Source organism: Pseudomonas sp. HP_12 (genome assembly GCF_055283955.1).
The window spans coordinates 40,930-62,680 of sequence record NZ_JBTOQG010000007.1 but is presented as its reverse complement, the minus strand read 5'-3'; the positions used below and the strand labels follow the sequence as shown (position 1 = coordinate 62,680).

The following is a 21,751-nucleotide window of genomic DNA, read 5'->3' as shown; positions in this document are numbered from 1 at the left end:
TGGTACATTCGGCCCCGCAACGGCTTCTCCGTTGCCCCCTGCTAGCTGTCGCCGACCGTCTCCTTTCGATTTGCACGCGATCCTGTCGCCTTCTCTGCGGCGCGGCCTCATTAAGCCAAAAGCTTAATTTCCCCCTCCATACATGATTACGTCATTCCTATATGAACCTGACTGAACTCAAGCAAAAGCCTATTACCGATCTGCTCGAAATGGCCGAACAGATGGGCATAGAAAATATGGCCCGTTCGCGCAAGCAGGACGTGATTTTCTCCCTGCTGAAGAAGCACGCGAAGAGCGGCGAGGAAATCTCGGGTGACGGCGTGCTGGAGATCCTCCAGGATGGCTTCGGCTTCCTTCGTTCTGCAGACGCCTCCTACCTCGCCGGCCCAGACGACATTTACGTCTCGCCGAGCCAGATCCGCCGCTTCAACCTGCGCACGGGCGACACCATTGTCGGCAAGATCCGTCCGCCAAAGGAAGGCGAGCGTTACTTCGCACTGCTCAAGGTCGACACCATCAACTTCGACCGTCCAGAAAACGCGAAGAACAAGATTCTGTTCGAAAACCTGACGCCGCTGTTCCCGACCATTCGCATGAAGATGGAAGCCGGCAACGGTTCCACCGAAGACCTCACCGGTCGCGTCATCGATCTGTGTGCCCCGATCGGTAAAGGTCAGCGCGGCCTGATCGTTGCTCCGCCAAAGGCGGGCAAGACCATCATGCTGCAGAACATTGCGTCGAACATCACGCGTAACAACCCTGAAGTCCATCTGATCGTTCTGCTGATCGATGAGCGTCCTGAAGAAGTAACCGAAATGCAGCGCACAGTGCGCGGCGAAGTGGTTGCTTCCACTTTCGATGAACCACCGACCCGGCACGTGCAGGTCGCCGAAATGGTGATCGAAAAGGCCAAGCGCCTGGTCGAGCACAAGAAAGACGTGGTCATCCTGCTTGACTCCATCACCCGTCTGGCTCGCGCCTACAACACCGTCATTCCGAGCTCCGGCAAGGTCCTGACCGGTGGTGTCGATGCGCACGCCCTCGAGAAGCCAAAGCGTTTCTTCGGTGCGGCACGTAACATCGAAGAAGGCGGCTCGCTGACCATCATCGCCACCGCGCTGGTTGAAACCGGCTCGAAGATGGATGAAGTGATCTACGAAGAATTCAAGGGTACCGGCAACATGGAGCTGCCTCTGGATCGCAAGATCGCAGAGAAGCGCGTCTTCCCGGCCATCAACATCAACCGCTCCGGCACACGCCGCGAAGAGTTGCTGACGGCCGACGACGAGTTGCAGCGCATGTGGATCCTGCGCAAGCTGCTGCATCCTATGGATGAAGTCGCCGCCATCGAGTTCTTGATCGACAAGCTGAAACAGACTAAGACCAACGATGAGTTCTTCCTGTCGATGAAGCGCAAGTAACACCCTGCGCTGAACCGACCGTAGAAAAATGGTGTCCTTCCGGACACCATTTTTTTTGCCCTTTTCCGTAGACCCCTCCCGTAGACAAGGAGCGTCATGCACACGTTTGGCAATCGCCGAGATATCGATGGGCTGCGGGCCCTGGCCGTGGTCCCGGTGCTGTTGTTTCACTTCGGTCTTGGACTGAGCGGCGGCTTCGTCGGCGTCGATGTGTTCTTCGTCATCTCCGGGTACCTGATCACGTCCATCATTTTCCGTGAGATCAGCGCTGAGCGATTCAGTTTCGTTGATTTCTGGGCCCGTCGCGCGCGGCGTATCGTCCCCGCCGTGACCGTTGTCGTGCTGGCTACGCTGGCGTTTGGCTGGATATTGCTGACGCCCAAGGACTACGCCGAGCTGGGCCGGGAAGTGCGGTATCAGTCGATGTTCATGTCCAACCTGCTGTTCATGCGGCAGGACGGCTACTTCGATTCCGCGTCAGATTTCAAACCGCTGCTTCACACCTGGTCGCTGGCGGTGGAGGAGCAGTACTACATTTTCTTCCCGCTGCTGATGGTGCTGGCGACGCGGTACGTGCGGCACTGGCGCTGGTTGCTGCTCGGCTTGCTGGTGCTGTCGTTCGGGCTGAACATCTGGGCGATCAAGCACAAGCCCGAGGCCGCGTTCTTTCTGCTGCCGATGCGTGCATGGGAACTGCTCTGTGGTGCGATGCTGGCCGTCGCGTCTGCGCCTAAACGCCCGCTGCCGAGCTGGGTGTACCAGACGATCAGCCTGAGCGGCTTTGCGGCGGTCGTGCTGGCGATGCTGAGCTTTGACAAAACCACTCAATTTCCCGGCTGGGCGGCGCTGCTGCCGGTGCTGGGCACGACTGCGATGATCTGGGCCAACGGTCATCCCGCGTCATGGATCGGGCGTTTGCTGAGCATCAAACCGCTGGTGGCGATCGGTCTCATCTCCTACTCGCTGTACCTGTGGCATTGGCCTATCCATGTCTACGCCAATGCGATTTCCGCCGACGGCATTTCCGACCTGGAAGCGGTCGGCTGGATTCTTCTGGCCGGCGCGCTGGCCTGGCTGAGCTGGCGCTTCATCGAGCTGCCGTTCCGTGAGCGCCGCTTACTGGCCGGCCGCAAGCCGGTGCTGATTGGCGGCCTGCTGACCCTGGCCGTGCTGGCGCTGGTAGGGCAGGCGGTGCGCTCCAGTGATGGCGTGCCGCAACGGATGTCGGGTCAGGCGCTTGCCTATGCGCAGTCTCAGGAATGGAACGCCGGTCAGATGGACTGCTTCCTGCTCGGATCAAAGCACAGCAAGGGTCTGGACAAGCTCTGTCGAGCGGGTGGCAGTGCCGACGCCGCGCCGTCCCATCTCATCTGGGGCGACAGTCATGCAGCGGCTTTGTGGCCTGGCGTCAGAATCGCGGCCGAGCGAGCGCACATGCCTGTCTGGCTGGCGAGCATGAGTGGATGCCCGCCCCTTGTTAGCACCGCAACCAGTAAGCGCTGTCAGGATTTCAATGCGCTGAACGTCGAGCGCGTTCGAATGCAGCAAATTCCCGATGTCACCTTGGCCGCGCGCTGGAGCCTGTACATCTACGGCCTGGAAGACGGCAACAAGAGCAACGTGCTGCTGAAACGGGAATCCATTGCTCAAAACGAAGCGTATTTTGCCGATGCGTTGAAAGCGCAGATCGCCGAATTGCGTGCAGCCGGCGCCCAGGTCTGGTTGTTCAAGGAAGTGCCGCAGCAGCGCAAGGGCACCATCGAGAGATTGAGCAGCCTGGCGCGGGTCGGGCGTTCGGCGGCAGAGGTTGGGCGGCCGGCGACGGAGCTCGATGCGCGACAGGCGTTCATCAATCAGCTGTTCGCCACCCTCAGCCAAGCGGATGCGGGCGTTCACCTGATTGATCCAAAACCACTGCTGTGTGAGGGCGGCCTGTGCCGTGCCGAAGTTGACGGGCGTTCGCTGTACAAGGACGAGGATCACCTGTCGGATCTGGGCGGCGAGAAGATGCAGCCGCTGTTCGCGCCGGTATTCCGCGCAACACCGCGCATTTGAGTTGGACACAGGCTGCCGTCTGCGGTCAGAGCAGGTAGGATGTGCATCTATTTGGTGAGTGGCCGGGTTAATGAAATTCAAGGATCTACGGGATTTCGTGCAGCAGCTTGAGCAGCGCGGAGAGTTGAAACGCATTCAGGTGCCTATTTCCCCTGTACTGGAAATGACCGAAATCTGCGACCGGACCCTGCGCGCCAAGGGGCCAGCGCTGCTGTTCGAAAAGCCGACGGGTTTCGACATTCCGGTGCTCGGCAATCTGTTTGGCACGCCTGAGCGGGTGGCCATGGGCATGGGCGCCGAATCGGTGTCCGAGCTGCGGGAAATTGGCAAGCTGCTGGCCTTTCTCAAGGAGCCCGAGCCGCCCAAGGGCCTGAAAGACGCCTGGTCCAAGCTGCCCATCTTCAGAAAAGTCATCGCCATGGCGCCGAAAGTCGTCAAGGACGCCCCGTGTCAGGAGATCGTGATCGAAGGCGACGACGTCGACCTCGGCATGCTGCCGGTACAGACCTGCTGGCCCGGCGATGTGGGCCCGCTGATCACATGGGGCCTGACGGTCACTCGCGGGCCTAACAAGGAACGGCAGAATCTGGGCATCTACCGCCAGCAGGTGATCGGCCGCAACAAGGTGATCATGCGCTGGCTTAGCCACCGCGGCGGCGCGCTGGATTTCAAGGACTGGTGCGACAAACACCCGGGTAAGCCATTCCCGGTCTCGGTGGCCTTGGGCGCAGATCCCGCTACCATCCTCGGCGCCGTGACGCCGGTGCCTGACAGCCTGTCCGAATACGCATTCGCCGGCCTGCTGCGTGGCAACCGTACCGAATTGATCAAGTGCCGTGGCAACGACCTCCAGGTCCCGGCCAGTGCAGAGATTGTCCTCGAAGGCGTGATTCATCCCGGCGAAATGGCCGATGAGGGGCCGTACGGCGACCACACCGGCTACTACAACGAGGTCGACAGCTTCCCGGTCTTCACGGTCGAGCGCATCACCCACCGCATCAAACCGATCTACCACAGCACCTACACGGGCCGGCCGCCTGACGAGCCCGCCATTCTGGGCGTTGCGCTGAATGAAGTGTTCGTGCCGATTCTGCAGAAGCAGTTCCCCGAGATCGTCGACTTCTACCTGCCGCCCGAGGGTTGCTCGTACCGCATGGCGGTTGTGACGATCAAGAAACAGTATCCCGGCCATGCCAAGCGTGTGATGTTGGGTGTCTGGTCGTTTTTGCGACAGTTCATGTACACCAAGTTCGTTATCGTCACCGACGACGACATCAATGCCCGTGACTGGAATGACGTCATCTGGGCGATCACCACGCGCATGGACCCCAAGCGCGACACGGTGATGATCGACAACACGCCAATCGACTACCTCGATTTCGCCTCGCCGGTCTCCGGCCTGGGTTCGAAAATGGGGCTCGATGCCACGCATAAATGGCCGGGCGAAACCACCCGTGAATGGGGTCGCGCTATCGTCAAGGACGAAGCGGTGACCCGCCGGATCGATGAAATCTGGACTCAGCTGGGAATTGATTGATGCGTGTAACCTTGCAGCCATCGGGCGCAGTCATCGAGACATTGCCGGGCGAGCGGATCCTCGACGCCGCTCAGCGTCTGGGCTACGAATGCCCTCAAAGCTGTCGCAACGGTAATTGCCACATCTGTTCCGCGCTGCTGGTCGAAGGCAGCGTCGAGCAGGGCGGAGAAATCCGCAACCACGGCGAAATCTATACGTGCCTGGCGGTGCCGCAGGAAGACTGCGTCGTGCTGTGGGACAGTGTGCTGGCGCTCGGCGAGTTGCCGGTGCGCACGTTCGCCTGCCAGGTCAGCGAATGTGTGGAAGTCGGCGGCGATGTCTGGCGCGTGATGCTCCGTGCGCCTGCGGGCAAACCGCCGCGTTATCACGCTGGTCAGTACCTGATGATCCATCGAGACGACGGCGAGAAATCGGCATTTTCCATGGCCTCGGCGCCGGAGAGCGGGCGAGATCTGGAATTTCACGTGCTCGCCCGCGAGGCCAGTGCGCAAAATCTGATCAAACAGTTGCAGCGCGATGGCATGGCGCGAGTTGACCTGCCCTTTGGTGATACTCACCTGGGCGAACTGCTCGATGGCCCGCTGGTATTGATCGCGGCAGGCACCGGTATGGGGCAGATGCACAGCCTGATCGAGCATTGCCGCTCAAAAGGCTTTCCGTATCCGGTGCATGTGTATTGGGGAATGCGCCGTCCGGAAGATTTCTATCAGCTCAGGCATTGGGATGAATGGCAGACGCTGCCCAACCTTTTCCTGCACAAGGTCGTCAGTGATCTGTGCGGTTGGGAAGGGCGCTGCGGCATGCTGCACGAGGCGGTCTGCGAGGACTTCAGCGATCTGAAGTCGCTTTATGTGTACGCCAGCGGTTCACCGGCGATGGTCTATTCGACCCTTGATGCGCTGGTGCTGGCTGGCATGGATGCGCATCAGATGCGTGCCGATGTTTTCGCTTACGCGCCGAGGCCCTGAAGCGCAGCCACTCGCCGAGCTGGATGTGGACAGCGTATTGCATGACTGTTTGTCAGATATCGGTTTTTCCGGCGTGACCCATGCGCCGGTGGCCGAGTCACAACGTCACACTGCCTGCGATGCCGTCTGATTGTTCATTCGTTGTTGCCAGACCCGTTTCATGAGCGTTCAGCGTTGCACCGGCGTCAGCCTTGCCGGTGGGGGGAACCAGATGGGGAATCAAATCAATATCCTGGCGGGAGCTGTCCATGACGGCCTGGGGTTGTCCTACCCGCCGGTCATCGATCTTGGGCCGAAGCTCACCCGAGAACAGCTGCTTGCCTCCATCCACGCCACGATGAGCCGTCACCAGGGCGGCCCGATCTGGTTGTTCGCGTACGGATCATTGATCTGGCGGCCCGAGTGCAGCGCCGTCGAGCGTCAGCGCGGTCGGGTCCACGGTTATCATCGCGGCCTCTATCTCTGGTCCCATGAACATCGCGGCACCCCCGAGCAGCCGGGGCTGGTCTTCGGTCTGGATCGAGGCGGCTCCTGCAGCGGATTCGCCTACCGATTGCCCGAAGACAATATCGACGAATCGCTGCTGGCGTTGTGGCAGAGAGAAATGCCGTTCCCGTCCTACCGCCCACACTGGCTCAACTGCCGACTTGAAGACGGCACCAAGGTGCAGGCTTTGGGATTTGTGCTGGAGCGGCATTTGCCCAGTTACGCCGGCAACCTGCCCGACAGCGTGCTTACCCAAGTGCTGGCCAATGCCAGCGGGCGGTACGGGACCACGTGGGAATACGTCGAACAAACCATCCACGCACTGCGCACCCACGCCATGCCGGACCTGAGCCTGGAGGCGCGGTTCAAGCGGTGTAAACCGGTGTTGTTGGCGATATAGCATCTGGTCACGATCTTTCGATCAGGTTTACGCGCGAGACGGCTAGACTGCATCGAAACCGATTGAGGAGCTAATCATGAGTGCTCGGCTTTCTCCGCTTGTGTCGGAGTTCGAATCAGAAGAGCAGGCTGCGCGCTACGACGCTTGGCTCCGTGCCAAGGTGCAGGCTTCGGTAGATGACCCACGACCTAACGTCCCGCATGATGAAGTCATGGCAAAACTGAAAGCGAGACTGGCCGCCAAGCGCGACAAGCGTAGCGATGATCGTTGATTGGCGCCCGGAGGCAGTCGCCGATCTGTGGGAGATACTTGAGTATATTGATGAGCGAAATCCACCTTCACGCTCGCCAGCAATACCCTTGAACAGACGTGGCTTGATCAGCGCACTGACCAAGCCTTTTCCGTTTGAGACTTAAGCCATTTCCTCTCGCGACTGGCTCGCCACCCGCGTATGGCGCAGCGTCGGCACCAGGAACGCTATCGCGAGGATGCAAGCGGACACCAGCAGCACGAAGCCGCCGTCCCAGCCGAAGTGGTCGACTGTGTAGCCCATCAGGGCGCTGGCGGCGACCGAACCACCGAGGTACCCGAACAGGCCAGTGAATCCCGCTGCCGTGCCGGCTGCTTTCTTCGGTGCCAGCTCAAGGGCCTGCAAGCCGACCAGCATGACCGGGCCGTAGATCAGAAAGCCGATCGAGACCAGCGCAATCATGTCGACGGTGGGGTTGCCGGGCGGATTGAGCCAGTAGACCAGCGTCGCAACGGTCACCATTGCCATGAATACGATGCCGGTCAGGCCACGGTTGCCACGGAAGATCTTGTCGGACATCCAGCCGCACAGCAACGTGCCCGGAATACCTGCCCACTCATAGAAGAAGTAGGCCCACGACGTTTTGTCGACGTCGAAGTGCTTGGCTTCTTTCAAGTACGTTGGCGCCCAGTCCAGCACGCCGTAACGCAGCAGGTAAACGAACACGTTGGCCAGCGCGATGTACCAGAGCATTTTGTTGCGCAGGACGTATTTGACGAAGATCTCTTTGGCGGTGAATTCCTCTTCGTGGCTCGCGTCGTAGCCTTCCGGGTAGTCGTTCTTGTATTCCTCGACCGGCGGCAAGCCCACGGACTGCGGGGTATCACGCATGGTGACGAAGGCGAAGAGAGCGACAAACAGGGCAACCGCCGCAGGCACATAAAATGCGGCGTGCCAGTCGTTGGTCCAGCCGAGTCCGAGCAGGAAAAGCGGGCCGATCAAGCCGCCGCCGACGTTGTGCGCCACGTTCCACACCGACACGACGCCGCCACGTTCCTTCTGCGACCACCAGTGCACCATCGTGCGTCCGCTCGGCGGCCAGCCCATGCCCTGGGCCCATCCGTTGATGAACAGCAGAATGAACATGATCGTCACGCTGGACGTCGCCCAGGGTGCGAATCCGAACACGAACATCACCAGCGCGGAAATCACCAATCCGAAAGGCAGGAAGTAACGCGGGTTGGAGCGATCCGACACCAGCCCCATGAGGAACTTCGAAAGGCCGTACGCAATGGCGATCGCCGAGATCGCCAGCCCCAGTTGACCGCGGGTATATCCCTCATCGATCAGGTAGGGCATGGCCAGCGAGAAGTTCTTGCGCAGCAAATAGTAGCCGGCGTAGCCGAAGAAGATGCCGGCGAAAATCTGCCAGCGAAGGCGGCGGTAGGTGGAGTCGACACGCTCCGCAGGCAGCGGAGCCTGATGCGCGGCAGGACGGAAAAAGGCAAACATCGGGACACTCCATTTATTTTTTTGTTATGCGAATCCGAATATTACATTTTCGTTACAGAAAATAGGAAGGCTTCTCATCGGATAAAAAGGGCGTAAATGCGGGGCGGGATGGAATTCCTTTGCGAACATCGCGTTTGTGCAGTGCTGCGCGCAGGTGGGTTTCAATGCGTGGGACAGGTAAAGTGCGCGCTCATGGGCTCACGATTGGCAAACCGACATGCAGTCACCCCCGCTTGGGATTCGGAATCAAAAGATCATCATTCTGTGCCGCGATGTCGGCGGATACCTTGGCCGGCTCAGCCACTTTCTCGGCAAGTCGAACGACGTGGTGTTCATTAACCTGACCCAAGGCGGGAAGGAGCTGTCCTGGCTTCCGGGAAAGATGCGGCGATGGCTGAAGAAGTACCTGATCATTCGGCGTGCCAACGCTACGATCCGGGCAGCAGGGCATGTCGACGCATTGCTGGTGGTGAACCCGAGTCAGCTGGATCAGGGGCTGGTCTTGCGGGCAAAGTCCGCCGCTCAGCTGACCATTGCGTATCTGTCAGACGGAATCGCACGGTTGTCCATGCCGCTCGATCAACTGGCGACCTTTGACAAGGTCTACACCTTCGACAGTGCCGATGCCCACGAGTATCAGCTGCGCAAGCTCTACAACTACATCTACGAAGAGCACGCCGATTTCAAAACGACGTCCGACTTCAAGGCTTTCGTCGTGATGGGCGGCAAGCACCGCGTTGATGTGCTTGGCCGGGTGGCTCAAGCGTTTGAACAGCTGGGCTACACCAGCACCTGCAAATTTCTGGTGCAGAGCAAACCAGTGCCCGGAGCCAGTCCATTACTGACCTTCTTCCGCCAGCGCATGGACATCGATGAAACGGCCGAATACGTCAGGCGTTCGGAAATCCTGATCGATATCGTCCGGCCGGGCCACGCGGGTTTGAGCTTCCGTTTTTTTGAAGCGCTGCTCTACCGCAAGAAAATGATCACCAACAATCCATCGGTGGCGGATTACGACTTCTACGATCCGCGCAACATCCTGATCATCGACAGCGAGCACCCCGTTATCCCTGACGCTTTCATTAACGGGGAGTACGTGGACCCGCCCGAAGAAGTCGTGCAGCGGTACAGCATGGCCAGTTGGGCGAATGAGGTGTTCAGTCCGCCCCCGGCTAGGCAGCGTCAGTTAACCGTTACCGAGCCTTAAGCATTCGGCAGGGTTGCTTTGGCGCTCGGCGATGCCTTGCGCAGGAACGGGTACTCGATGCACCAGTACGTTGCGACGCTGATGCTGCTGGTCAGCAGGATGATCAACGGTAAGTACAGCGCGTAGCTGAGCGGGTCCGGCATGGCGAAGTCGTACGCGCCCAGCAGGCTGAACACGCTGTAGATGACGATGCCGTGCAGCAGGTAAATGCTGAAGCTCGCTTCGCCCAGAATCTTCAACCCTCGAATCTCCAGCACCCCGTGCAAGCTGTTGCCGAGTACGAACAGCGCAAACGGGAGGCCGAGGATCAGCATTTGTAGCGTTGAGTACGATTTGAGTTTCATGCAGATCAGCAGTATCGCGACCGCTACCAACGTGCAGCGTACGCCCGTGAAGTCGATTTTCCACTGGCGCATCCGGTCTTCAAAGACCGCCACCGCGATCCCGACAGCAAACAGTTTTATGAACCGGTTGTGAAAGTGATGGTGGTACTCGCCCCACAGGCACGCCAGCGCAATCAGCGCGACCACGACGGCCATGCCGGGGAGCTTGCGTCGAAGCAGGCAATACAGCACCGGCAGCGACAGGTAGAAGACCGCTTCATAGAGCAGCGTCCACTGCACCGACGCGTTGATACGCACGGTGTCCGGAAAACCACTGAGGGGGCTGCCGATGAAAATCACCCATCGCCCGAGCGCCTTGATCGTGTCCATGACCGGCGCACTGATGCCTGCGGACTGGTACAGCGCGATGGCCGTAATCAGCGCGACGCTGAAGAGATACATCGGGAAGATTCGTCGTACCCGTGACGACAGAATCTGACGCCATTTTGGCTCGCTTCGGTAGATCTTCGCGGTAAACAGGTAACCGGTGATCATGAAAAACAACGACACCGGCACCGTGCCCATGTTGTTCAGCACGCGGCTGTCCGTGGTTTCCCAAACGCCGTTGACGTGCCAGTAATAACTGACCATGAAGTGGTGAACAATGACTGCGGTTGCGAGCACGCCTCGCAGCCCGTCCAGCGACGAAACGCGATGAAGCGCGTCTCGGGAGAGGATCGGCAGGCGCCGGGTGGCGAAGCAAAATATCGCGATCGACAGCGCGTACAACGTGATCAAAAGCAGAGTGACGGTCATCAACACGGGTCCGCAGTTCGTATGGGAGTCGATACCGAATGACTCGTGTTCGGTATGTATCGGCCGTGAAATATACGGAACACATCAGGCGCCGTCGCGGGTTGTTTAGCGGCGTGTTGATTTTGGGACCGATCCTACGCAGCCCTGGGAAGTCATGAGCTATTGCCGCCGGAGAACAGCAAACAAAATGCGCGCCAGCCTTTTGCACCCACGCAGGAGGTAGACGAGAGAAGCGCGCAGGTGATGGCAGTGATGAGCAAGTGGGTTTTATGGCTGATGTTCGCGGTATGTATCGGCGCCCATGCAGATGAGCACAGTGTGGAGTTTGATTACCGCAGGGCGCCTGCCTGGCCGTATTCGCTTTCAAAATCGGGAATATCCGGGTGGGTCGTCTACGACCTAGTGGCGCACCATGATGGACGGGTTTCCGAGCCTGAGGTGCTGGACAGCTCGCATCCTCTGTTTTCCCTCGCCGTCGTAAAGGTGGTGCCAACGTGGCGCGTAAAACCCTGGGTCGTCAGTGAGCAGCGTCCGGCAGTCATTTCGCTGCGTCAGGAGCATTACTTCGTCCACCCGCGTGAAGGAAATGCCGCCGTGCCTTGGCTGCATCGGAGTCTGCGCCACCTGTCCTGCGCGAAATTCAACAAACGCTTCGAAGACTTCCAGCAGAACTCGTCTGATCTTGAACAGGTGGAGATGAGCGTGTTCCGGCACACCTACAGCGTGCTCGCGAGGGTGGCGACTTACAGAAAGCTGTCCGACGAGGACAGGTTCGCGCTGGGGGATGCGCTGGCAGATGCAGTTCCGGAGGTCATTCAGCGCTGCCGGGCGACTCCGGAACTGCGTTACAAGGACGTGTTGCCTGATCAAGTGAGGAGGATGCTATGAGCCGTGCAGAGAACTGCGCAAAGTGAGTTCCGTTTCTTCAGAACAGGTCGATCCCGATGCACGCTACCTGACGCTAACCACTACCTTGCCCACCGCTTTTCTCTGCGCCAGCGATTCAATCGCTTCCCCGGCTTGCTCCAGCGGGTAAATCTTCGACACCAGCGGCTTCAACTTGTCTTCGCTGAACCAGGTGAACAGTTGTTGGAAATTCGCCGCATTGTCTTGCGGCTGGCGTTGGGCAAATGAGCCCCAAAACACGCCTACAACCGAGGCACCTTTCAACAGCGCGAGATTGACCGGCAGTTCGGGGATGCGACCACTGGCGAAGCCGACGACCAGCAATCGGCCGTTCCAGGCGATGCCGCGAACGGCTTGATCAAAAAGGTCACCGCCCACAGGGTCATAGATCACATCGACGCCGTTGCCGCTGGTGAGGCGTTTGATTTCATCCTTCAGATTGCTTTCGCTGTAATTGATCAACTCGTCGGCGCCGGCGGTTTTGGCGACCTCCAGCTTTTCTGCGCTGCTGGCGGCGGCGATCACGCGAGCGCCCATGGCTTTGCCGATCTCAACCGCGGCGAGGCCGACGCCCCCCGATGCGCCGAGGACGAGGAGCGTTTCGCCTGCCTGCAGATTGGCGCGCTGTTTAAGGGCGTGCATGGAGGTGCCGTACGTCATGCTGAAAGCAGCAGCGGTGGTGAAGTCCATCGTTTCGGGGATGGGCAGGACGTTGTAACCGGCCACGGCGATCTGTTCGGCGAAGCTGCCCCAGCCGGTCAGCGCCATCACTCGGTCACCGACACGAACATGGCTGACCTTTTCGCCGACAGCCGTCACGACGCCCGACGCTTCACCTCCGGGCGAAAACGGAAAAGGCGGCTTGAACTGGTATTTGCCTTCGATAATCAGCGTGTCCGGGAAGTTGACCCCGGCAGCGTGCACGTCCAGAAGAATCTCGTTTTTCTTCGGCTCCGGGCTGGGGATTTCCTCCAACACCAGATCTGCAGCGGGACCGAAGGCTTTACACAGCACGGCTTTCATCGAGGGCTATTCCTTTTTCGGGGATGGCCGATAAGTACAGGTAGCGAGGTTGTGGGGTCAATGAGCATGGCCCGGCCTGATAGGCGTGCATAAGCTGAAGTAAGCTATGCGGCAAAACGGATTGAGGAGCGGACTGTGAAAGCGTGGATTGTTATGTTGATGGCATTGTCGATGCCTGTTGTAGCGCTGGCCGAAGAGGGCGGCGAGAAAGAAGATCCGAACAAGGTTTCCTACGTGGCGTTGACGCCACCTTTCGTGGGCAACTACGCGCTGGACGGTAGCCCGAAGCTGCACGTCTACAAGGCCGACGTCGCCTTGCGCGTGACCGGCGCCGAAGCGCAGAAACTGGTGAAGCAGAACGAGCCGCTGATTCGCAACCAGTTGGTGGCGTTGTTCACTCAGCAAACGGTCGACAGCATGGGCAACGTGGATGCCAAGGAAAAACTGCGTCAGGAAGCGCTGAAGCAGACCCAGCAGGTATTGACCCAGGAAACCGGCAAGCCCGTCGTTGATGACCTGCTGTTCAACAACTTCATTGCCCAATAACGCCGCGCTCTGAACTCAGCGCAGGCCCAGTACGGCCGCCCATTGTTCGTCCGTCACCGGCATGACGGACAAGCGGCTGCCTTTCTGCACCAGTGGCAATTGCTCAAGGGCAGCTTGCTGCTTCAGAAATCCCAGTCCCAGCACCTTCGGAAACTCCTCGACGAAATCCACATCAAGGGCGCTCCAGGGATTTTTCTCCTCGGTGGCTTTGGCATCGAAGTAGTGGCTTTTCTCGTCCATCGCGGTGGGATCGGGGTACGCTGACTTAACGATTTCTCCAATGCCGGCGATCCCGGGCTCGGGGCAGCTGGAATGGTAGAAAAAGAACTGATCACCCACGGCCATCGCACGTAGAAAGTTCCGCGCCTGATAGTTGCGGACACCGTCCCAGCGTGTCTGACCGAGCTTTTTAAGCCCGCTGATCGAGAGCTCGTCGGGCTCGGATTTCATCAGCCAATAGGCCATTTACAAGGCTCCTGAACAGGTGTTGGGAAAGTTGTCCTACGTTTTGATGACAACCCGACAGTCGGCTGGCGTCAGTATTTGCGTGTTGCGTCACGTTGCCGCAGAATGCCGGCATTTTAAGGGCTGCACGATCTGGCAGCCTGTTTAAACGTTATCGATTTTAGATTCTGATTCGTTACAAAGGGGACGATGAATGCGACGCAAGCCGGATGTACTGTGGGTTTTGGCAATTTTGTTCGGCTTGGGAATCGTCACCACCGGTTACGCGCAAAGTCTGTGGGCCGCAAAGGCAGACGCGCCGGTTGAAATCACTCAGCAACAGCAGCCATTGTCCCGCCGCTAAACCGCTTTCGCAGCGCGCTTTCCTCTCAGGAGCGCGCCTTGCTGACAATTCACCCCGCCACATACCAGCGCTTATCCGTCACCGTTCCTGCCAACGGAACATCCCAACTGGCGACCGCCAGCTTCGCGACTTTCTGACACTCATGGGCCAGTCCCAGCAGCACCGGCTTGCGCCAGGTTTTACGACGCGCGCGATAAGCCAGACTGCGGTCGTAAAAGCCGCCCCCCATGCCAAGACGTCCGCCTTGCGGATCGAATCCCACGAGCGGCATCAACACCAGGTCCAGTGTCCAGATCTTGCGCTGTCGCTTGGCATTGATGCGCGGCTCGGGGATACGGAGCCGGTTCGGCTTGAACTTCTCCCCTGGATGCACGCGCTGGAACACCATTTTCGTTCGCGGCCAGGCGCTCAGCACTGGCAGGTAGGTGGCCTTGCCGCGTTTTTGAGCGGCACGAAGCAGCAGGCGCGGGTCGATCTCACCGTCCATCGGAAGATAGAGAGAAACGTGCCGGGCGCGGCGAAACAGAGGGTTTTGCGCAAGTTGACGGTACACACCCTGCGCCGCCTGTCGCTGTTCTGCCGGGCTGAGCGCGCGGCGATTATGGCGAAGCAGCCGACGCAACTGTGGGCGAGTGAGGCTTGAAGGATCTGGGAGGGGAGCGGCGCCGGATGAGGTCATGCTGGCGGGTCCGTAAGGCTTTGGAAGGTGATGTCGTGTAATCAGGCAGATTCACGATGCCCACCGCCAGACGGGACGCCTGGCGATGGGTAGAAGGTTCGAGACTCCCCGACGAACCGCTGTCGGTGTAGCCCTTGAACCCGAAAGTTCAAGGTGGAGATTGCAGGAGGTTTTAAGGCTTTCCGTCGAGCGGACATGCACACCAACCCCAACGTGCAACCCCCGTGGTTGTGCGTATCGGCTCAGGGACATGACCGACTGGCAAGCACTCCAGGGAGCGGTCGCAAGTATACCGAATCATGTCCGAACAATCAGCCTTGTGCTTTATCCGAATCCGTGGCAAGGACCAGGTCTACACGGTCCAGCAAATCGCGAACCTGCTCGCTATTGGCACCATTTGCCTGGGCCTTTGCGGGTGGCAGTTCCTGTTTGTGCAGAAGGTCATGGGTAATGTTCAGTGCGGCCATCACCGCAATACGGTCGGCGCCGATGACTTTGCCGCTGCTGCGGATCTCGCGCATTTTGCCGTCCAGATAACGCGCGGCGCTGACCAGATTGGTGCGCTCCTCTTGCGGGCAGATGATCGAATATTCTTTGTCGAGGATTTGCACGGTGATGCTGTTGCCATTACTCATGAGTCTTGCTCCAGGGCCTTGAGGCGCGAAATCATGGACTCGACCTTTTGCCGGGCGATTTCGTTTTTTTCAATGAGTTGAGCGCGTTCCTCGCGCCAGGATTTTTCCTGAGCTAATAGGAGTCCGTTTTGACTTTTTAGTTGCTCGACACGATTGATCAATAACTCCAGTCGAGCCATCAGCGCTTGCAGGTCGTTGTCTTCCATTGTTTTCCACTGATTACTTTCAGATGAGTGGTGCAGGCGCTGGCGTCTGGATTCGCCCCGGACATCGCCTGATAGCTTGGGCGCGTCTGCCGGTGCTACGATACAAGGCCTTCATTCTAGACATTGCGCCGCCTGGCGCCTAGTTGCCCATGCCTATTCAGAAATCCCCGTACAACGGCTTCGCCACCCTGCTTACCAGCAGTGGTCATCACGTATCGCCTGCCGAATTGCACGGCCTTTTGCTCGGTCGCAGTTGCGCCGGCGCAGGCTTTGATGCTGAGGAGTGGCTGACCGACGCTCACCTGCTGCTGGAAACAGAGCCTGACGACAAAGTGCGCCAGGCCCTGATCGGCCTGCAGGCAATGGTCAAAAGCGAACTGACCGGCGACGACATGACCGTCGTGTTGCTGTTGCCCGGCGATGATGAGCCTCTGGCTACGCGCACCGCCGCCATGGCCCAGTGGTGCCAGGGTTTCCTTAGCGGCTTTGCCCGGGTCGGTGGTCAGTCGCTGAGCGATGATGCCAGGGACGTGCTGCAAGATCTGGCTGCCATCGCTCAGGTCCACGATGCGCTCGACGAGTCCGAAGACGGCGAGAGCGACTACATGGAAGTGATGGAATACCTGCGCGTTGCGCCGTTGCTGCTGTTCACCGAGTTCAACCAGAAAACCGACGCCGAAGACGAAGCCAAGCCGTCTTTGCACTGACAGCGCGTCATCGCTGCTTCGGCCATGCCGCCCTGCGCGGCGGTGGCCGAAGCGCACCTCCCGGAGTACCGCACTTGCCCATGATTCATATCCCGAAAGCCGAATATGCCCGCCGCCGCAAGGCGTTGATGGAGCAGATGGAGCCCAACAGCATCGCCATTCTGCCAGCGGCGGCTGTGGCCATTCGGAACCGGGACGTTGAACATGTGTACCGCCAGGACAGCGACTTTCAGTACCTGAGCGGCTTCCCCGAGCCTGAAGCGGTGATCGTGCTGATCCCCGGCCGCGAGTACGGTGAGTACGTCCTGTTCTGTCGCGAGCGCAATCCCGAGCGCGAGCTGTGGGACGGCCTGCGCGCGGGTCAGGACGGCGCGATGCGCGAGTATGGCGCTGACGATGCCTTCCCGATCACCGACATCGACGACATCCTGCCCGGCCTCATCGAAGGTCGCGATCGGGTGTATTCGTCCATGGGCAGCAATCCTGAATTCGATCGACATGTGATGGAGTGGATCAACGTCATCCGTTCCAAGGCGCATCTGGGTGCGCAGCCGCCGAAAGAATTCGTTGCGCTGGATCACCTGCTCCACGACATGCGCCTGTATAAATCGGCGGCCGAAGTGAAAGTGATGCGTGAGGCCGCGCAGATCTCGGCCCGGGCCCACGTGCGGGCGATGCAAGCCAGTCGCGCCGGGCTCTACGAGTTCAGCCTGGAAGCGGAGCTTGATTACGAATTTCGCAAGGGCGGCGCGAAGATGCCGGCCTATGGCTCGATCGTCGCGTCGGGGCGCAACGCCTGCATCCTGCACTATCAGGAGAACGACGCGCCGCTTAAAGACGGCGACCTGGTGCTGATCGATGCCGGTTGCGAGATCGACTGCTACGCCAGTGACATTACCCGTACCTTCCCGGTCAGCGGCAAGTTCTCCGCCGAACAGAAAGCGATTTACGAGGTGGTGCTCAAATCCCAGGAAGCGGCGTTTGCGGCGATCAAACCCGGCAATCACTGGAATCAGGCCCACGAGGCGACGGTTCGGGTTATCACCGAAGGCTTGGTTGAACTCGGGCTGCTGCGAGGCGCGGTGGATGAACTGATTGCCGCCGAAGCGTACAAAGCTTTCTACATGCACCGTGCCGGACACTGGCTGGGCATGGACGTGCACGATGTCGGCGAATACAAGGTCGGCGGCGAGTGGCGCGTGCTGGAGGCCGGGATGGCGCTGACGGTCGAGCCCGGCATTTATGTGTCCCCGGACAATCAGACCGTTGCCAAGAAGTGGCGCGGGATTGGCGTGCGAATCGAGGATGACGTCGTGGTGACCAAAAAAGGCTGTGAAATCCTGACGGGCGACGTGCCAAAAACCGTTGCCGACATTGAGGCCCTGATGGCCGCTGCGCGAACCCAAGCCGCATGAGCCGCTTTAATCTGGCCATCGTCGGCGGCGGGCTGGTCGGCGCAAGCCTCGCTCTCGCCCTGCAAGCCGGGGCGAAGGCGCGGGGCTGGAAAATTGTCCTGATCGAGCCGTTTGCGCCTGGCGACACGTACCAGCCCAGCTATGACGCGCGCTCTTCGGCGCTGTCTTTCGGCGCGCGGCAGATCTACGAGCGCCTGGGCCTGTGGCAGCAGATCAGCCGCCGCGCCGAGCCCATTCTCAAAATTCACGTTTCCGACAAAGGCCGGTTCGGCGCTGCGCACCTGTCTTCGATGGAGGAAGGCGTTCCGGCCCTGGGCTATGTGGTTGAAAACGCCTGGCTTGGCCAATGCCTGTGGCAGGCGCTGGACAAGGACGTGATCAGTTGGCGGGTGCCGGCTGAGGTCACGCACATGCAGGCGCTGCCCGATGGCTACCAACTTACCCTGAACGACGAAACTCAGCTCACTTGCGATCTGGCGGTGCTGGCCGACGGCGGCCGCTCCAGCCTGCGCGAGCAGTTGGGCATTGCCGTGCGGAACACGCCGTACGATCAGAGCGCCCTCATTGCCAACATCACGCCGGGAGATCCACACGGTGGTGAGGCCTTCGAGCGGTTCACCGAAAATGGCCCCATGGCGTTGTTGCCGCTTCCGGACAACCGCTGCGCACTGGTCTGGACGCGCACCGGCAATGACGTTCAACGGCTGATGGCGCTGGACGACCGACGCTTTCTGGAAGAACTGCAGGGCGTCTTTGGCTACCGTTTGGGTGCGCTGAAACAAGTGGGTGCGCGGCATAGCTATCCGCTGGCGTTGATCGAGGCCGAAGAGCAGATCCGCTCCCATCTGGTGGTGCTCGGCAACGCGGCCCACAGTCTTCACCCGATTGCGGGGCAGGGCTTCAACCTGTCGCTGCGTGATGCGGCCTCCCTGGCCGAATCACTGCTCGCCAGCGAAGCACCGCTGGGCGAGCTGTCGACGCTGCAGGCCTACCGCGAGCGCCAGCGCGTTGATCAAAAACTGACCGTCGGCTTTTCGGATCAAGTCACCCGGCTGTTCAGCAGTCAGCAATCCCTCGTCACGGCAGGCCGCAACTTGGGCCTCCTGGGCCTGGATCTGCTGCCGTCCGCCAAGAGCTGGTTCGCCCGTCAGGCCATGGGCCTGGGAACGCGAAGCGATGTCTGAACACTCCATTCATTCGTGGCCTTCGCCACAACCGAGAACGATTTAAAGCATGGAAACGCGCGCAGATCTGCTGATTGTCGGGGCCGGAATGGTGGGGAGCGCGCTTGCACTGGCGCTGCGCGACAGTGGGCTGAACATTCTCGTGGTGGATGGTGGTCCTCTGACGGTCAAGCCGTTCGTGGCCGACGCGCCATTCGAGGCGCGCGTCAGCGCGCTGTCCATCGCCAGTCAGCGCATTCTCGAGCGGCTAGGCGTCTGGGACGGCATCGTTGCGCGGCGAGTCAGCCCCTACAGCGACATGCACGTGTGGGATGGCAGCGGCACGGGCAAGGTGCATTTTTCTGCCTCCAGCGTTCACGCCGAAGTGCTTGGGCATATCGTTGAAAACCGCGTGGTGCAGGATGCGCTGGTCGAACGCTTGCATGACAGCAACATCGGTTTGTTGGCCGATGCGCGTCTGGAGCAGATGCGTCACTCCGGCGATGACTGGCTGCTGACCCTGTCCGACGGCCGCACATTGCGCGCGCCGCTGGTAGTCGCGGCCGATGGCGCCAACTCGACCGTGCGGCGCATGACGGGCACCGCGACGCGGGAATGGGACTACCTGCATCATGCCATTGTGACGAGCGTGCGCACGGCGGATTCCCACCGCAAAACCGCCTGGCAGCGCTTTACTGACGACGGCCCGCTGGCCTTTTTGCCGCTGGATCGAGAGGGTGAGCATTGGTGCTCCATCGTCTGGTCGGTAACACCGGAGCAATCCGAGCGGTTGATGAAGCTCGATGGCGAACGCTTCTGCCGTGAGCTGGAGAATGCGTTCGAAGGCTGTCTCGGGCAGGTGATCTCGGCTGATTCGCGGGTTTGCGTCCCGCTGCGGCAACGCCATGCCAAGCGCTATGTGGCGCCGGGCCTTGCGCTGATCGGCGACGCCGCACACACCATTCATCCATTGGCGGGGCAGGGCGTCAACCTGGGCTTTCTCGACGCGGCGGTGCTCGCCGAAGTGCTGCGCGGTGCGGTCGAGCGCGGAGAGCGTCTGGCCGATGAGCGTGTGTTGAGCCGTTACGAGCGTCGGCGCATGCCGCATAATCTGGCGTTGATGGCGGCGATGGAAGGCTTCGAGCGGCTGTTCCAGGCCGATGCGCTGCCGGTTCGTTTGTTGCGCAATGCCGGGCTGAAGATGGTCGATCATTCGGCAGAAGCCAAAGCATTGTTCGTGCGTCAGGCGCTGGGGCTGACCGGGGACCTCCCCGAGTTGGCGAAGCTCTGACGGCACAGCACTTCTGTCCGCGCGCTTCACTGTGGGACCGGCTTAGCCGGGAAAGCGCCATTTGCTACGCGGGGAATCTGATGGCGTTGAAGCTGGCCTCTTCCCGGCTGACGCCGGTCCCACTGAAACCGCGCGCGTTCAGAGGGTTCACCGCCGGCACTCCGCAACATCCGGTAACGGCTCAATCCTGACTTCGGTTGAGATGGTAGATGCGATTCACTACCATTTCGCCTCGTTTTTCCCCTCTCTCGAATCAGGAGAACCTGCATGCAGGCGAGCAAGCGTCTTTTGGCTGCCCTGGCATTAACCGTGCTCGGCAGCACCGCCCAGGCCGCAGATGAAGTGGCGGTGTATTCCTCCCGAATCGATGAGCTGATCAAACCGGTGTTCGATGCCTACACCGCCAAGACCGGTGTGAAGGTCAAGTTCATCACCGACAAGGAAGCCCCGCTGATGCAGCGCATCAAGGCCGAGGGCCAGAACGCAACGGCTGACCTGCTGCTCACCGTCGACGCAGGCAACCTCTGGCAAGCGGAACAGATGGGTATCCTGCAGCCGTTCACTTCGCCGGTCATCGACGCGAATATTCCCCCGCAATACCGCTCTTCCACCCACAGTTGGACCGGCCTGAGCCTGCGCGCGCGGACCATCGCCTACTCCACCGATCGCGTCAAACCTGAAGAACTCACCACCTACGAAGCGCTGGCCGACAAACAGTGGGAAGGACGTCTTTGCCTGCGTACCGCCAAGAAGGTCTACAACCAGTCGCTGACCGCCACGCTGATCGAAACCCACGGCGCCGAGGCGTCTGAAAAGATTCTCAAGGGCTGGGTGAACAACCTCTCGACCGACGTGTTTTCCGATGACATCGCGGTGCTGGAAGCCATCAATGCCGGCCAATGCGACGTCGGCATCGTCAATACTTACTACTACGGTCGCTTGCACAAGGACAATCCGGACCTTGCCGTGCGCTTGTTTTGGCCCAATCAGTCGGATCGCGGCGTGCACGTCAATCTTTCCGGCATCGGCCTGACCAAATACGCGCCCCATGCCGACGCCGCCAAGGCGTTGGTGGAATGGATGACGGGCCCCGAAGCCCAGACGATATTCGCCGGCACCAACCAGGAATTCCCGGCCAACCCGAAAGTCGCACCGTCCGAAGAAGTGGCGAGCTGGGGCGCATTCAAGGCGGACACAATCCCGGTTGAAGTGGCCGGTCGGCGGCAGGCCGAGGCGATTCGCATGATGGACCGTGCTGGCTGGAACTGATCTTTCGCAAAAAAAGCCCGGATTAACGCCGGTTTTTGCATTTTGGTGAAGATCCTGTGGGAGTGAGCTTGCTCACGAAGACGGCATTTCAATCGCTGGAGATCTAGCGGATGTGCCGGCCTCTTCGC

General features: G+C 59.9%; 21 protein-coding genes and 1 other RNA gene. 14 read left to right on the top strand and 8 right to left on the bottom strand.

The window, feature by feature from the left end:
* The first annotated feature begins 161 nt into the window (after window positions 1-161).
* The 6 genes from rho to relB all read left to right on the top strand — a co-directional run bounded on the left by rho (window position 162) and on the right by relB (window position 7,138).
* Window positions 162-1,421 (top strand): transcription termination factor Rho, encoded by a 1,260-nt coding sequence (rho, locus tag ACYASU_RS07165; RefSeq protein ID WP_037016529.1) that lies wholly within the window; start codon window positions 162-164, stop codon window positions 1,419-1,421.
* A 96-nt stretch (window positions 1,422-1,517) separates the two neighbouring features.
* Entirely contained in the window at window positions 1,518-3,476 is a 1,959-nt protein-coding gene (locus ACYASU_RS07160; RefSeq protein WP_463582402.1) for an acyltransferase family protein, read from the top strand.
* A 70-nt stretch (window positions 3,477-3,546) separates the two neighbouring features.
* A complete protein-coding gene (ubiD, locus tag ACYASU_RS07155; protein WP_463582401.1) occupies window positions 3,547-5,013 on the top strand; it encodes a 4-hydroxy-3-polyprenylbenzoate decarboxylase in 1,467 nt (488 codons plus the stop codon).
* The gene (locus ACYASU_RS07150; protein ID WP_463582400.1) at window positions 5,013-5,981 is read left to right on the top strand and encodes a CDP-6-deoxy-delta-3,4-glucoseen reductase; all 969 of its coding nucleotides are present in this window, start codon (window positions 5,013-5,015) and stop codon (window positions 5,979-5,981) included. Before ubiD ends, ACYASU_RS07150 begins: the two co-directional genes overlap by 1 nt.
* Window positions 5,982-6,192: 211 nt before the next feature.
* Window positions 6,193-6,867 carry a gamma-glutamylcyclotransferase gene (locus ACYASU_RS07145; RefSeq protein ID WP_192171483.1) on the top strand — a complete coding sequence of 225 codons (675 nt, stop codon included), beginning with the start codon at window positions 6,193-6,195 and terminating at the stop codon, window positions 6,865-6,867.
* A gap of 76 nt (window positions 6,868-6,943) precedes the next feature.
* The gene (gene relB / locus ACYASU_RS07140) at window positions 6,944-7,138 is read left to right on the top strand and encodes a type II toxin-antitoxin system RelB family antitoxin (RefSeq protein ID WP_192171373.1); all 195 of its coding nucleotides are present in this window, start codon (window positions 6,944-6,946) and stop codon (window positions 7,136-7,138) included.
* A gap of 141 nt (window positions 7,139-7,279) precedes the next feature.
* On the opposite strand, the gene glpT is transcribed toward relB, so the two are convergent.
* Window positions 7,280-8,629 carry a glycerol-3-phosphate transporter gene (glpT, locus tag ACYASU_RS07135; protein ID WP_282365818.1) on the bottom strand — a complete coding sequence of 450 codons (1,350 nt, stop codon included), beginning with the start codon at window positions 8,627-8,629 and terminating at the stop codon, window positions 7,280-7,282.
* Window positions 8,630-8,846: 217 nt separating this feature from the next.
* Between glpT and ACYASU_RS07130 the strand changes: the two genes are divergently transcribed.
* Window positions 8,847-9,836 (top strand): WaaS/CpsH family glycosyltransferase, encoded by a 990-nt coding sequence (locus ACYASU_RS07130; protein WP_463582399.1) that lies wholly within the window; start codon window positions 8,847-8,849, stop codon window positions 9,834-9,836.
* Here ACYASU_RS07130 and ACYASU_RS07125 read toward each other — a convergent pair.
* On the bottom strand, window positions 9,833-10,975 hold the full coding sequence (locus ACYASU_RS07125) for an acyltransferase family protein (protein ID WP_463582398.1): 1,143 nt from the start codon (window positions 10,973-10,975) through the stop codon (window positions 9,833-9,835). The genes ACYASU_RS07130 and ACYASU_RS07125 overlap by 4 nt on opposite strands.
* A 252-nt stretch (window positions 10,976-11,227) precedes the next feature.
* On the opposite strand from ACYASU_RS07125, the gene ACYASU_RS07120 reads away from it, so the two are divergent.
* Window positions 11,228-11,863, top strand: coding sequence for an energy transducer TonB (locus ACYASU_RS07120; protein ID WP_463582397.1), 636 nt, complete (start codon window positions 11,228-11,230; stop codon window positions 11,861-11,863).
* Window positions 11,864-11,926: 63 nt separating this feature from the next.
* Here the strand turns inward: ACYASU_RS07120 and ACYASU_RS07115 are convergent, their stop codons facing one another.
* Window positions 11,927-12,904 carry an NADPH:quinone oxidoreductase family protein gene (locus ACYASU_RS07115; RefSeq protein ID WP_463582396.1) on the bottom strand — a complete coding sequence of 326 codons (978 nt, stop codon included), beginning with the start codon at window positions 12,902-12,904 and terminating at the stop codon, window positions 11,927-11,929.
* A 135-nt stretch (window positions 12,905-13,039) separates the two neighbouring features.
* Between ACYASU_RS07115 and ACYASU_RS07110 the strand changes: the two genes are divergently transcribed.
* Window positions 13,040-13,450, top strand: a complete 411-nt coding sequence (locus ACYASU_RS07110) for a flagellar basal body-associated protein FliL (protein ID WP_192171367.1) — start codon at window positions 13,040-13,042, stop codon at window positions 13,448-13,450.
* A 15-nt stretch (window positions 13,451-13,465) separates the two neighbouring features.
* Here ACYASU_RS07110 and ACYASU_RS07105 read toward each other — a convergent pair whose 3' ends face one another.
* The 5 genes from ACYASU_RS07105 to ACYASU_RS07085 form a co-directional block, all read right to left on the bottom strand.
* Window positions 13,466-13,915: an EVE domain-containing protein gene (locus ACYASU_RS07105; protein ID WP_463582395.1), complete on the bottom strand. Its 450-nt coding sequence runs from the start codon at window positions 13,913-13,915 to the stop codon at window positions 13,466-13,468.
* A 392-nt stretch (window positions 13,916-14,307) separates the two neighbouring features.
* On the bottom strand, window positions 14,308-14,937 hold the full coding sequence (locus tag ACYASU_RS07100; protein ID WP_463582394.1) for a 5-formyltetrahydrofolate cyclo-ligase: 630 nt from the start codon (window positions 14,935-14,937) through the stop codon (window positions 14,308-14,310).
* A 101-nt stretch (window positions 14,938-15,038) separates the two neighbouring features.
* Window positions 15,039-15,217: non-coding RNA, 6S RNA (gene ssrS, locus ACYASU_RS07095), on the bottom strand.
* A 31-nt stretch (window positions 15,218-15,248) separates the two neighbouring features.
* Entirely contained in the window at window positions 15,249-15,572 is a 324-nt protein-coding gene (locus ACYASU_RS07090; RefSeq protein WP_065987460.1) for a cell division protein ZapA, read from the bottom strand.
* Window positions 15,569-15,778: a TIGR02449 family protein gene (locus tag ACYASU_RS07085; RefSeq protein WP_037016503.1), complete on the bottom strand. Its 210-nt coding sequence runs from the start codon at window positions 15,776-15,778 to the stop codon at window positions 15,569-15,571. The genes ACYASU_RS07090 and ACYASU_RS07085 overlap by 4 nt, the downstream gene beginning before the upstream one ends.
* Window positions 15,779-15,927: 149 nt before the next feature.
* Between ACYASU_RS07085 and ACYASU_RS07080 the strand changes: the two genes are divergently transcribed.
* The 5 genes from ACYASU_RS07080 to ACYASU_RS07060 all read left to right on the top strand — a co-directional run bounded on the left by ACYASU_RS07080 (window position 15,928) and on the right by ACYASU_RS07060 (window position 21,623).
* Window positions 15,928-16,485 carry a YecA/YgfB family protein gene (locus ACYASU_RS07080; protein WP_463582393.1) on the top strand — a complete coding sequence of 186 codons (558 nt, stop codon included), beginning with the start codon at window positions 15,928-15,930 and terminating at the stop codon, window positions 16,483-16,485.
* 80 nt (window positions 16,486-16,565) lie between these two features.
* The gene (pepP, locus tag ACYASU_RS07075; RefSeq protein ID WP_074892586.1) at window positions 16,566-17,900 is read left to right on the top strand and encodes a Xaa-Pro aminopeptidase; all 1,335 of its coding nucleotides are present in this window, start codon (window positions 16,566-16,568) and stop codon (window positions 17,898-17,900) included.
* Window positions 17,897-19,084 carry a 2-octaprenyl-6-methoxyphenyl hydroxylase gene (ubiH, locus tag ACYASU_RS07070; RefSeq protein ID WP_282365801.1) on the top strand — a complete coding sequence of 396 codons (1,188 nt, stop codon included), beginning with the start codon at window positions 17,897-17,899 and terminating at the stop codon, window positions 19,082-19,084. Before pepP ends, ubiH begins: the two co-directional genes overlap by 4 nt.
* A 49-nt stretch (window positions 19,085-19,133) precedes the next feature.
* Window positions 19,134-20,354, top strand: coding sequence for a 2-octaprenyl-3-methyl-6-methoxy-1,4-benzoquinol hydroxylase (locus tag ACYASU_RS07065; RefSeq protein WP_463582392.1), 1,221 nt, complete (start codon window positions 19,134-19,136; stop codon window positions 20,352-20,354).
* A gap of 267 nt (window positions 20,355-20,621) precedes the next feature.
* Window positions 20,622-21,623, top strand: a complete 1,002-nt coding sequence (locus ACYASU_RS07060; protein ID WP_463582391.1) for an extracellular solute-binding protein — start codon at window positions 20,622-20,624, stop codon at window positions 21,621-21,623.
* Window positions 21,624-21,751 lie beyond the last annotated feature (128 nt).